At 48.5% G+C, this 13,202-nt stretch carries 8 protein-coding genes; 4 read left to right on the top strand and 4 right to left on the bottom strand.

Annotated features, from left to right (window positions below; all coding sequences use genetic code 11):
* The first annotated feature begins 255 nt into the window (after positions 1–255).
* The 4 genes from AC58QD_RS07415 to AC58QD_RS07400 all read left to right on the top strand — a co-directional run bounded on the left by AC58QD_RS07415 (position 256) and on the right by AC58QD_RS07400 (position 6,969).
* Entirely contained in the window at positions 256–1,872 is a 1,617-nt protein-coding gene (locus AC58QD_RS07415; RefSeq protein WP_497331605.1) for a type 2 periplasmic-binding domain-containing protein, read from the top strand.
* A gap of 110 nt (positions 1,873–1,982) precedes the next feature.
* Entirely contained in the window at positions 1,983–2,933 is a 951-nt protein-coding gene (locus AC58QD_RS07410; protein WP_497332162.1) for an ABC transporter permease, read from the top strand.
* Positions 2,934–2,945: 12 nt separating this feature from the next.
* On the top strand, positions 2,946–3,821 hold the full coding sequence (locus AC58QD_RS07405) for a carbohydrate ABC transporter permease (protein WP_497331603.1): 876 nt from the start codon (positions 2,946–2,948) through the stop codon (positions 3,819–3,821).
* Positions 3,822–3,849: 28 nt separating this feature from the next.
* Positions 3,850–6,969: a glycosyl hydrolase family 95 catalytic domain-containing protein gene (locus AC58QD_RS07400; protein ID WP_497331601.1), complete on the top strand. Its 3,120-nt coding sequence runs from the start codon at positions 3,850–3,852 to the stop codon at positions 6,967–6,969.
* A 103-nt stretch (positions 6,970–7,072) separates the two neighbouring features.
* On the opposite strand, the gene AC58QD_RS07395 is transcribed toward AC58QD_RS07400, so the two are convergent.
* From AC58QD_RS07395 to AC58QD_RS07380, 4 genes are all read right to left on the bottom strand, one after another.
* Positions 7,073–7,570 (bottom strand): DinB family protein, encoded by a 498-nt coding sequence (locus tag AC58QD_RS07395; RefSeq protein ID WP_497331599.1) that lies wholly within the window; start codon positions 7,568–7,570, stop codon positions 7,073–7,075.
* Positions 7,571–7,773: 203 nt separating this feature from the next.
* Entirely contained in the window at positions 7,774–9,423 is a 1,650-nt protein-coding gene (locus AC58QD_RS07390) for an extracellular solute-binding protein (RefSeq protein WP_497331597.1), read from the bottom strand.
* A 51-nt stretch (positions 9,424–9,474) separates the two neighbouring features.
* On the bottom strand, positions 9,475–10,809 hold the full coding sequence (locus tag AC58QD_RS07385; RefSeq protein ID WP_497331596.1) for a neutral/alkaline non-lysosomal ceramidase N-terminal domain-containing protein: 1,335 nt from the start codon (positions 10,807–10,809) through the stop codon (positions 9,475–9,477).
* Positions 10,810–10,818: 9 nt separating this feature from the next.
* Entirely contained in the window at positions 10,819–13,173 is a 2,355-nt protein-coding gene (locus AC58QD_RS07380; RefSeq protein ID WP_497331594.1) for an Ig-like domain-containing protein, read from the bottom strand.
* Positions 13,174–13,202 lie beyond the last annotated feature (29 nt).

Raw genomic sequence — 13,202 nt, 5'->3', positions numbered from 1 at the left:
TTCGCCAGAGGACCTGATCGTGAACTTCCGATCAGGTTTTTCATTTAAGGGATAAATGGACTGACGATGTTTAAGATGCACTGATTTTGTTTCAACCCGACTGGAATTGTTACGAAAATACTACGGATGTGAAAAGGTGAAAGTAGCCGTGCCGCGCGAGTGAAGCTAGACTGGGAACCAGGAGAAAAATCTGGGCGACTCGTGCCCTATTCAATCCGATAACCAATATTGTCATTAAAAGGGAGGAAATGATCAATGAACAAAAGCTTGAAACAAGCAGGCTCCGTAATGCTGGTATCCGTACTTGCTCTGTCGGTCGCCGCATGCGGCGGTCCAAGCGAGACTCCATCGCCGTCATCGCAGCCGGGCCAAGCAACGCAGCCGCCGAAGCTGACGAACTTGTCCTACTGGGTGGCCAACCACTCGGCCGCTTCTTCGCAGATGAAGACTTTTGCCGAAATGGAAATGTATAAAGAGCTCGAAAAAGTATCGGGCGTGAAGGTCGAATTCCAGCACCCTCCCCTTGATGCCCAGCAAGCCAAAGAGCAGTTCAACCTGATGTTAGCCTCCAATCAGCTGCCGGACATAATCGAGACCAGCTGGACGACGGGTTATCCTGGCGGCCCCGAGAAAGCGATTAAAGACAACAAAGTTATCAAGCTGAACGATCTGATCGATAAGCATGCACCGAACTTGAAAAAGCTTCTCGCCGACAATCCGGATTGGAAAAAACAAATCACAACGGATGAAGGCAGTATCTACATGTTCCCGTTCCTACGGGGCAACGACAAGGTTAGAGTATTCTTCGGCCCATCGATACGTCAGGACTGGCTGGATAAGCTGGGATTGAAAATGCCGACGACAATCGATGAATGGTACACGGTTTTGAAAGCGTTTAAAGAAAAAGATCCGAACGGAAACGGTCAAGCGGATGAAATCCCGTTTTATATCGATAAAGATCAGATCGGTACCGATGCTCCATTCCTGGGGGCATGGGGGATCAACTACAGCTACTATCAAGAGGGCGGCAAAGTGAAATTCGGTCCGATCCAGCCGGAGTTCAAAGAATTCCTAATCACGATGAACAAATGGTACAAGGAAGGATTGCTCGATAAAGATTTCGCAGCCCCGAACGAGAAGCTTTTTGACAATAAAGTGACAACGAACCAACTGGGAGCAGCTGTTTTGTTCAACGGAGGCGGCGTCGGCAAATTCAATACCCTGATGAAAGACAAGGATTCGAAATTCAATATCGTCGCAGCTCCATACCCGGTCTTGAAGGCCGGCGACAAATCGATCTGGGGACAAAAGGACTTTGCATCCAACGGTTACGGAGCGGCTGTTACAACGAGCAACAAAAACCCGGTTGAAACCGTAAAATGGCTGGATTATGCCTACGGTGAAAAAGGCAACATGCTGTTCAACTATGGAATAGAAGGACAAAGCTACAAGATGGAAAACGGCAAGGCCGTATTCCTGCCTGACATATTGAGCCCGAAGGCCGGAGTGAGCGTTCAGCAGGCTATCGCGAAGTTTAACCGCGCGACGTGGAGTGCGCCGTTCGTGTTGAGCGACAATTTCCAATTGCAATACCTGGTGCTTCCTCAGCAGAAGGCTGCTCTGGAAATTTGGTCCAAGCCGACGACTGAGCGCAAGATGCCGCTTGTTTCACCGACTCAGGAAGAGAGCGGCAAGTTCGCTTCTCTCATGACGGACATCAATACGTACAGAGATGAGATGCTGCTCAAGTTCATCATGGGCGCCGAACCGATCGAGAATTTCGATAAATATGTCAAGAAAATACAAAGCATGGGGATTGAGGAAGGCATCAAAATACAACAAGCCGCGCTCGAACGTTTCAACAAACGATAAATTCATCTAAAGTTTGATCTGGGGGATGAATCGGATTCATCCCCCAGCCTTTTCGTATCGAAACCAAGAAAGAAAGGGCTGGAGAGCTGATGACGCAAAGTACCGAAGCTATGCAGACAGACAGAGAGGCAGCTAAGAGCGCACGCCTTTCGACCGTCTGGCCAACCATTCGTACCGATTTGAAGCGGCACTGGGCCATATATTTGATGGCATTGCCCGTAATGATCTATTACGTCATTTTTCATTACGGACCGATGTACGGCTTGCAAATCGCCTTTAAAGAGTTTTCCCCCGCAGGAGGGATCTGGGGAAGCCCTTGGGTAGGGCTCAAACATTTTGAAAGCTTTTTTAACGGCATTTATTTTTGGCGACTGATCAAGAACACTATCTTAATCAACCTTTACGAGCTAGCATTCGGATTCCCAGCTGCGATTATTCTAGCGCTGTTGCTGAACGAGATTAGAAGTCGGGCATTTAAGAGGGTCGTGCAGACCATCTCGTATTTGCCGCATTTCATCTCGATCGTGATTGTGGCCGGCATGATGATCGACTTCCTCAGTCGGACCGGTCTCATTAACCAGCTCATCGGCGCTTTTGGCATAGAACCGATCGATTTCCTGAAAGACCCGGATTGGTTCCGCTTTATGTTCGTTTCCTCCGGCATTTGGCAAGGCGTGGGTTGGAGCTCGATCGTTTACTTGGCCGCGATTGCCACCATTGATCCGACGCTGTATGAGGCCGCTCGTATGGATGGCGCCAACCGTTGGAAACAGACTCTGCACATCACCATTCCCGGTATCATGCCGACCATCGTCATCTTGTTTATTCTACAGATGGGTTCCATGCTGACGGTCGGCAGTGAAAAGGTGCTCCTCTTGTACAACCCGCTCACGTATGAAACCGGCGACGTGATATCGACCTACGTATACCGTAAAGGGGTGTTGGAGGCGAACTACAGCTTTACGGCTGCTGTCGGGCTGTTCAATTCGGTAATCAGCTTCATCCTGATTGTGGCAGCCAACAGCTTCGTCAAACGGATCAGCGAGAATAAACTGTGGTAAGGAGAGCTCCCCATGAAACCAACTGTCGGTGAACGATCATTCGGTTATTTCAATACGATTCTCATGCTCGTGCTCTGTGCGGTCACGCTGTACCCCTTCTTGTACGTGCTGTTCGCTTCGCTCAGCGATGCGACCTCGCTGCTGCAGCACCGCGGCCTGATGTTAAGGCCGGCCGGTTTTGATCTTAGCGCATACAAAGCGGTATTCGATAACCCGATGATCATGAAAGGGTACCAGAATACCCTGTTGTATGTCCTGATTGGAACGACTATTAACCTGTTAATGACGTCGATTGGCGCTTATGTATTGTCCAGGCAAAACTTATATTTCAAAAATACGATGATGTTTTTCATAGTCGTGACGATGGTGTTCCACGGCGGTTTAATCCCTACCTTCCTGCTGGTGAACGATCTTGGCATGATGAATACGATGTGGGCGCTGCTCATTCCCGGCGCGATCAATACGTTCAACTTGATCATCATGCGCACTTCGTTCCAGGGGATTCCGGTTAGTCTGGAAGAGTCGGCCAGAATGGACGGGGCGGGTGACTGGACGATCTTGTTCCGCATCATTATCCCACTGTCGATGCCGGTCATTGCCGTTATGATATTGTGGTATGCGGTAGGCCATTGGAATTCCTACTTCAGCGCGCTGATCTACTTGCGAAATCGCGAAGCCTATCCGCTGCAGCTCGTGCTCCGCGAAATTCTGATCTCTAACAATACCGATTCCATGATGACCGGTTCAGCGAGCGACGACAAATACGCCATTGGGGAAACGATCAAATATGCGGCGATCATGGTCTCGACGATACCAATCATTACGCTCTATCCGTTCCTGCAAAAGTATTTTGTCAAAGGCGTAATGATCGGAGCGATCAAGGAGTAACGGCATTGGAAAAGGAGGATGGACACCGATGCACACAGTAACATACAAGAATGCCCCGAGCAGCTGGAACGAGGCTTTACCGCTTGGGAACGGTCATTTTGGCGGAATGGTGTTTTTCGAGGACCACACACTGAAGATGGCGATGAATCATTATGAAGTCTATTATCAGAAGCTCCACCGGTACAGTCAGAAATATAGGAATGGCGATGGACCCCGTTACGATCGTCAATACGGGTACACATATGACGAATTGAGACAACGAGCGAGCGACATGTATCGCAATCCCGATCAGGGTCCGTTGTTCCTTTACGGCGATGCCTTGTCCAACAACAATATGCATAGAAAGTACGGCAAGCCGTCCGGTGGAGCCTCTCACTATCCGACCGGAGAAATTCATCTGTTTCCTTCCGAGGAGCTGGCCGATCCGGACAGCTCCTCGCTTCAGCTTAATGTCGAGCAGGCAAGCGTCCGCTTACGGATGGAGAAAGGCGAGGATCGGCTTGACGTGCACACGATCGTCTCCCAGGGAAGCGATTATGTAATATCAGAAATCAATCAAACAAATGCCGCTCTGCTGCAATCCGTATCTCTGACCATACCATTCAGAAGATATGTCGATATGAATATACAGTACCATCAACTGGACGATACGACCTTTTACTATAAGGGCTCCTACTATCCGGACGGCGAGGACAAGGAACGGTATGGTCCTTTTTCTTTCCTTGTCATGCTTAGGTTGCTCGGGGCGAAGGGGAGTGCCGAAGTTACCTCAGAGTCCATCCGGATCAACCTTCTCGAGGCAGAGAAGACCATGACGCTGCTCACGACGGTGGTAACGGAAGAGGAAACGAAGGATCTGCTGCAGACCGCTCTGGAGCGATTGGACAAGTCTGTCCAGCAAGTCAAGGAGCTGGGAGAGAGCCATCAAGCGCATTGGCGCAGCTTCTGGAGCCGTTCTTCGATCACCCTTCCGGATCGGATGATCGAGGATTTGTGGTACGTCAATCTGTACGCCATCGCCTGCTGCAGCGGGAAGGGGGGCCGGATGTACATGCAAGCCTGCGGCTTGAACGGTTTGTGGGACATCCGGCAACCGACCAAGTGGGGCAGCATGTGGTACTGGGACGTCAATATTCAAGCGGTGTTCTGGCCGCTCTATACGGCCAATCACCTCGAAGTGGCGGAAGCGTTCAACGACGGGCTGCTGTCGTACACTGGACTTGCCGAACAAATGGCGAAGCAGTTCTATGGTCTGGAGGGCGTCGCCGCAGATTATCCGCATGCCTTGTACTTGAGCATTTGGCCGTGGTGTGCGCAATTCTTATGGGACTATTACCGATTCAGCCAGGACCTGTGCTTCTTGCGCGAAAATGCCTACCCGTTGTTTAAACAGATTATCCGGTTTTTCGAAGGATACTTGCAATACGATTCTGAGAAAGGCCAGTACAACGTATTTCCTGACATTTCGCCGGAACAGGGGCCACTGACCCGGAATTCGACCTGCACGCTGTCCACGGTAAAATATTTGCTGCAAATGTCAATTGAAGCGAATGCGCTGCTCGGCGAGTCCGAAGCCGATCGGCAAAGGTGGAGTGATATGGCTTCACGGTTGGCTCCCTATCCGACTGCCGTGTCCCCCTTATACGGAGATGTTCTCCGGGATTCGGAGTGGGCGCCTGCTGACTTGCATTTGCGGCATCCTTCTCTATTGATGCCGATTTATCCAATCGGCGAGATCGATAAGAACAGCGAAGAATCGTTGCGTCAACGGGCCGAGAACACGCTTCGCTATGCGGAGCAAAATACGGAGTACGGCATGTTTCAGTTCGGATGGCTTTCTTGCGTTGCCTCCAGACTGGGTAAAGGGAATACGGCGCTTCGATTGCTGTACGAGCATGGCATCGACTTGTCGCTCCGGAGCAACGGACTGTTCGCAGAGGAAACGGAACGTTGGATGAACTATTGCAATATTACGAACGAGCCGCTGTACCATCCTCACATGATGGAAGCCTCCGGAGAAATGGTCGCTGCGGTAAACGAGATGCTGCTCCAAAGCCATAACGGTGTAATCGATGTGTTCCCGGCGGTACCGTCGGGCGAGCCAGAGCCCGGACGGACGGTGGGCCTGTATGAGCACGATGTCGAGAAGAAGGTGCGCTCCTATGAGAAGTGGGCTGATTGCGCGTTTCAAGGTCTGCTGGCCGCCGGGGGATTCGAGATTAGTGCAGAGATGAAGCAGGGACGCACAGTTTGGGTCAGGATCAGAAGCAAGGCAGGCCAACCTGTTGTTATGCGGAACCCGTTTGTCTCGGATGAGAGGGTGAGGGTATCGCGCTTGGAAGGATCATCTTGGGAAATCGCAGAGCACAGGGAGGAAGGCGGACTATTATATTTCCTCACGGAGAAGGATGGGGAGTTTGCCATTTATGTACAATCGGAAGATATGCACCCTGAACTATCCTTGTCCAACCCCGATCGTTTAGCTGCTGCAGCACAAACCAATCACGACCCGCGTGTTCATGAAGCGCATACACATCGGAGGGTATTTCTCGGCAAAAACCAAGACACGCCTCATTACAAACTGTTGGATCATTTCACATTCGATTACTATTCCGGCAACTACCGCGAGTCGAGGCTTGCTGCCTATCGGCTGGATTGCGGGTTGCATCCTGATTTGCTGAACAAGGATTATTACAAAGCACTGCCCAGACAGGTTCATATGGAAGGGGTTCTCGGGCAGACGTTTCGTAAAATATCGCCGGAAACGGTATTCACGCCTTACACAGGCATCGGTTGGGATCGAGCTGATGATCTCATTGCTGCGGATAGTGGGGAGCCTGATGAGCTGCGCCGAGATTATATCGGTGGAGCAAGCGAAGCGACCTTGATCATCGAATTGCCAAGAGGCAAGTATGATCTGTTGTTCGTGTCCGGGGACAGCTGCTCGCAGTCCTATACTGAGATCGAGATTGCAGGGCAGGGCGTGTATAAGCCGACCAAGGTGCTGAGGGCAGGCGAGTTTGAAACGGATATTTTGCCGGTTGCGCAGAAGAACGACGGATACGCGCAAATCCGTTTCCGTACCCGTGAAGGCTTGCAGTGGAGGATCAATGTGTTGATAGTCAATAAAAATTATACTTATTTATAGTAACAGCGAATTTTATTCGACGACAATAAAAACAGTCGCAGAGTACCAGCGGTCATGCCGGTGCCCTGCGACTGTTTGGCGCGTATCGGATCGGAAACTTAGTTCATTGGGCTTCCTCGTCGGCCGAGGGGCCGTACATACCCGGCACCGGAATATCGAGAAGCCGCAAGTATACCCCGAGCTGTGCCCGGTGGTGGACCATGTGGCTTAATCCGAAGGTGCGGAGTGCAATCGCCCGCGGCTTGCGAAGGATGATATGGTCGCCGTGGCGCAACGTCCATTCCTCGCCGAGCGTTTTCTCGTCGCATTCGGCGATCAGCTTTTCTAACTTGCCTACGTTCACGTCGAACTCCTCGAGAACGTCTGCGCGCCTTTCCAAAGCGTCCCGCCTAAGCGGCACGGTCGAAAGATCGAACTCCGGGTAATGAAAAATCGCGATTTGCCAGTTCAGCAGGTTGATAAGGTGCGTGGCCAGCCCGCCAAGCGTCATCGATTTCTCGTGCGGTTTCCATGCCATATGTTCCTCGGGCAAGCGTTCCAAAATGCGGCGCGTAGTGGCCAGTTCATGCGTTGCGTCGCCGACAATCAGTTGTTTGACCATAAATTCCTCTCCTCCTTTATGGTTTAGCATACTATAAATTCCGGTCGAGAGGAAAGGATTGTCTCGGTAGCTGCAGGATTTTTAACTATATGACCGTAAACTTTACCAAACTTTTCGAGTAATTTACGAGAGGGTCGTCGTGGAGTTTTAACTTGAAAAATAAAGCAGTCAGGCAAGAGTAGCCTCTTGTCCGACTGCTTTACTTACTTGAAGTCTTTAAGATCAAGACCAGCTGCACGCATCTGTTCCACATACCCCTCAAACATTTTCTGACCGCCAAATTTAGTCATCATTTCAACGCGGTATTTGGGCCAATTGGTACCAGACTTCTCGTCGAACAACATCTTGATGTGATATTCATATAGTTTGTTGCGGAAATCCGCCAGACTGAATCCGGTTGGAGGTGTGACTACAACGGCAATGCTCTCCAGCGGCTTCGGATAAGAGGCGATTGTAGACATAATTTGACGATCACGGTCGGTCAATTTCGTATCAAAAGCTTCAAGTCCAAGCGCGGTTGGATTATTAGGAGTGAAGAAATCATACACATCCAAGAAATTTCCCTTATCAACAATTCCTTTTTGGATGGCGTCAGTTTTAAGAGTTATTTTGTTACCTTCCCGAGTAAAATGCTCCCCCGATTGCCCGTAATGAGTCAAGATAAACCCTTCCTCACTTGCTAACCAATCCAGTATTTGCAGGCTGCGTTCGACTTTTTCAGGTTGTTTGTCAGCAGTTGCTTTGGAAATCAGAATCGAGGAGGTTCCAATTGCTTCTCTCCATAATGCTTTGTCGGCGAATGGAGTAAACGGCACCCACAGTGCATTCGGGATAATGGCCTTCGTCCTGGATTGCAGACTGTTCGGATTGGAATCGAATGCGAAGTCTATCGTTGTTCCATATACGATACCAACCTTGCCCCGTGCAGCGCTATCGATATGTGTTTGTCCCTTATTCAGGAACCAATCCGGATCAATGACTCCAAGCTTAATAGTCTCGGCCAAATCATTGATGACGTTCTCCATTTTGGGGTCGCTTGTATGATCGTGGAATGTTTTATCTGCCTGTATGCCGTTTCCACCGATAAGATCGTTATGAACCCACATTGGAAAATCATAGGGAATACTAACGCCATTTCCTGATGCTGAGAAGCCATAGGTGTCATTCTTCCCGTTTTTGTCAGGATCATTGAAAGTGAACGCTTTCATCACATTGACCATTTCCTCATACGTTTTGGGCACTCCCAGCTTGACTTGATCTAGCCAGTCTTTTCGCACGTAGAAGGATCGGAACACTCTCTTGTCGTATGGGACGGGGATTCGGACCAGCTTTTTTTCGAGCTTGTATTGATCGAGTTCTTTTTCTGCAATCCATTTGAAGTAATTGGGCATCGTTTTCGTAGAAACAAAAGGAGACAGGTCGGCTAATACACCTTGTATGGCATACTGTTGAGCCAAAGTTCCGGATGTGAGCATCAAGTCAGGCATGTCGTTGCCTGAGATTAATACATTAAGCTTCTTATCCCGATCTCCACCTAATGACATAGGTTCGATATTTAATTGCACATTAAATTTGCTTTCAATCGTTTTTTTCACAAAGTCATTCTCCGAACCGAGCAGCGAAGCGGCTTGATCTATAGGAGTAAACCATTTAAGTGTCAGTTTTTCAACGGGCTTGGTTGTTGCGTTAGCAGTAGCAGTAGCATCTGGTGATTTGCTCACTCCTGCAGAGTCAACTTTCTTAAGATCCTCATCATTCGTGGAGCAGGCACTTGCCAGTAATCCCATAGTAATGACCGCTGTCCAAAGCGTTTTGCGTTTCCATTTTCGTAATGAATGGATTCGGTTTCTCATTTTTCAAATAACCCCCTGTATAAAAATCATGTCCATTTCATCTGTATGGTCTTACAATAGTATCGCTTTGCTGATTTGTCCGATAATAATATCTTCGATCTCCGGTATAAAGGGCCCTCTTAGACCGAAAAAGTAGTTGCACTCCGCTTCATATCCGCCTTCATGTATCATTTTTGCGGTGGGAACATAACTGAATACTCCATTCGTATAACCCAGAACAATCGTTGGAGTCGAGGAGAACATCTTCTTGATTTTTACAGCATACTCCGTGGAAACTTCGCCTTCTATTGCAATGAGTCTTAAATCTTCCGCCAATTGCCAAACCGCAATGTACAGAGGCAGACGATCCTTGATGGTGCCGTCAAGTATTGAACGAACCGCGCGCTTGGCTGCACTTCGGTAAAAGCTTCCGGTGTCGGGATTATCGGCGATTTGAGCGTAATGCTTTATATCGGTCTGCTCTGTATATATCAGAGGATCGAGAAGTGACGTGCGAAAATGGCATTGTACCGGAGCAAAGTCCGTATGTTCAAGCACTTGGATTATATCGTTGGCGAAGTCTCGACCAGCCTGTTCCATCTCAGCCATGCTGCAGCTTTTGAAACGTTCGCCATTCGCACTGTTGCGCGGCTTGAGTTCAGCAGCACAGCCCTGTAGGAAAATAGCTGTTGCACCAGGATAAGATTGTTCCAGTATTCGCGAGGTGGCTCCGGCAAAATCATTTGAAAGCAAGTAATTGTCAGGCCCCATCGATGTTGTGTGGCATCCGTAGCTGTATACAATTGCTTCTATTGTGTTCTTCTCATTCAGCAGCTTAAAAACGAAAAGGTCTTTATCAATAGGTGCTTCCCAATACGGAGCTGATTCTACGCCGCTGCCCTTCGGTCTGCGGCGAGAGACGGCAAAGTCAGAAGTACCGCGTCCGACCAGCAGCGTGCCCGGTTGGAGATGGTCACGGCAGTATGCAGTCATTCGAACGATAGTGTCTCTTACGTAGAAGTAGAAGTTCTCGTCCACCTCATAGTTCAACATACTCTCGTCGTCGCTCCAGCCTTCTTGACCCATACTATAGCCTCCTTTTCGTAAGCTGACATCCGTGCCGGTCAGATAGAAGGAATGATGCGTATGGGAGAAATTAATAAGTACTTCATCATGGGCTAGCCCGAACTTGTTGAACAATTCGTCTTTAATACCGACAACGAAGCTGCGATCTGAACCGAGTGCATCAATCGTCAGAATAAGCACCGTTTTGTTGGCAGACAGCATCGTCATACTTACAAAGATCGGATCGTGCACTCCTTCGCTCTTATGTGTTCTTGCTCCGAAGCCATGCATGAATATCGGCTTATCCGGTGTTATTGATTGTTTGATTACACAAAATCTCATTTGCTCCTCCTATTGGTTCACTGTAACCATAATGCTGTCCGTGAAGCGGCCATACCAGGTCTGAACTGTAATGACCGCTGTTCCAGAGCTAACAGCTGTCAGCACACCGGTTTGATCGACTGTAACGATACCAGGATTGCTTGAAGTCCACTCCAGGTTATAAGCAGGTGCTCCAGATGGGGAGAGTGCTGCGGTTAGTTTGTATCCGCTGCCTGTTATCGTAACACCGATCTCGACACCTGTAGTGTAATAATCATTTAGATAGGCAGAAGTGATCATCCTCGAGGCGTTACTTCCTGCCATCGGCGCAAGGAACATTTCCTTCATAGATTCATAAATATCATAGTTCCACGGAGCCAAATTCACCCAATCACGCAATACCCTTGCTTCATAAGTATCGTTTAAATAGTAGTAGGCAGGGGGGCTCGGATTAATTCCCATGAATCGGTATATGACTGGATTCTGCAAATCTCCATTCCATACTAAAGTACTGTATGTTGCGACGAACCGCTGCATATCTTGCTCTGTGAATACAAGCCCACGCTTATAGCCAGCCAATGCCGCCTCTATGTCCAAATTGGCATGAGAGACATCTTCTGGCTTGATAATTTGTGGGATTTCGTTGGTAAATGCTGGATCATAGTAATGCCATGTATAATATTTGTTGTTAATCAATTGCAATTGATTTTTGAAGAAGGTCAGCATCTTGACTGCTTTATCCAAGTAAACGGTGTCATTCGTAATCGAATATAAGGGGAGCAATACAGAGACCATCTTCAGATATTGGTTATGCGGGAGTGTATTGCCAGGATAAGTAGCTTCCTCATCAGGTTGAACATATACGCCTTCGGTTGTCGATACATCCTCCCAGTCCTTCTCCCACTTATCAACCAGATCGATCAAATACGGCAAGTACTCGTCTGCCTTATCTCCGAAAGTATCGGTGCCGGAGTAAATCGTGTTAGCGAGTGTGCTGTTAGAGTTCACTTCCTCCACGAACATGGCGATCGGAGCGAACATGTTAGCATCATGCACCAAATATTCGAAGGATCGGGAAATCTGCACCTCATCGACATACAAGGTTCCAGTTTCATCAGGATCATTGTTGAGAATATAGGCGATCAACTCATGCCCGGCAACAGGTGTTTTGAAGTCGAGCGAGTAGCGCTTCCAATCAGACTGATTCTGAATTGTTATGTCTAGAGGCTGCAAGTCTACATCATCCAATATCTCGTCCGCTGTCATGTCGTAGATATAGACTCGTCCTCCTGCGAGATGAGGGGGTTGTCCTGAAGTGGGTTCATCCTTCGCATAGAAAGTAAGCTGATACCATTGTTCGGGTACATAGGAATGGATGAATGCTCTAACCCCTTGTACATTCACTTCGTCGGACTGAATGACCAATCCGTTTCCAGAATATCCTTGTGTGCTGTCTAAATGCACATGTTGAGCATCAGCTGTAGAAAGCAGGGCCCATGAATTCACATCCTGGTCTTCGGGTTTCACGAAAGCTGTTAATTGGATGTCATCGAAATAAGCCATACCACCACTTATCGCAGGCTGTATATGTGACAACACGATACCAAGCTTATTCACATAAGACGGTGTTTTGAATTGATATTGCACCTGAACCCAATTGGTGTCCTGCTTCTTGGCATCCATGAGATTCCCGTAGACATCCCTCGTTACTCCAGCAGGTGTTGCTCCCCAATCGGAGAAGAACATTCGTGCACCAGCACCAGAGCTATCTGTTTTCATGCGCAACGAGAGGGTATAATCGGTATCGGGGAAGTAATCAGTCAAATAATAAATAACCTTTTGCGTATACCCTGTTGCAGATTCCAATACGACATCAACCTCGTCGCCTATCGTTATTTTCGACTTGTCGCTGCTTGAAGCAATCGACCATCCATCAGGAAGGATGGGGATGTTCTGCCCCTGCCCTGTATTAAAGTTGTACGGTGGGATTGAAAAGCTTCCATTCTTGGTCAATGAGCTGCTGCTATTCGCTCCTGTGTGCCAACCGAGAAAGCCATCTTGAGCGTAATCCGTCATAAGTGCCAAGCTGTGGTCAGCATGCTCAACCAAGGAAGTCAGATAATCCGTATCATTCGTACTCTGGTACAGCTTGAGATAGGAGTCTAGTACGGGTCCCTCGTTCCATGCCAATATGGATGAATCTCCTTCCGCAAGGCTTCCATAACCGAATTGTCCATAGGAGCTTACGATTTCCTGCTCTAAAGAAGAGTGATTTTCGATAAATACACGATCCTCACTTCCAAGCTCGGCATGGATGATATTGCTTCCTGAGAACATTGCTGCGACAAGACTGAACAAGGCAATTTGGCAAACCCTTTTAATCATGGCGTTCCCCCTTAATACAAATTTGGAAT

The organism is Paenibacillus sp. J2R1T-4, assembly GCF_059692235.1.
The sequence above is the reverse complement of the archived record's forward strand: the minus strand, read 5'-3'. Positions and strand labels throughout refer to the sequence as shown.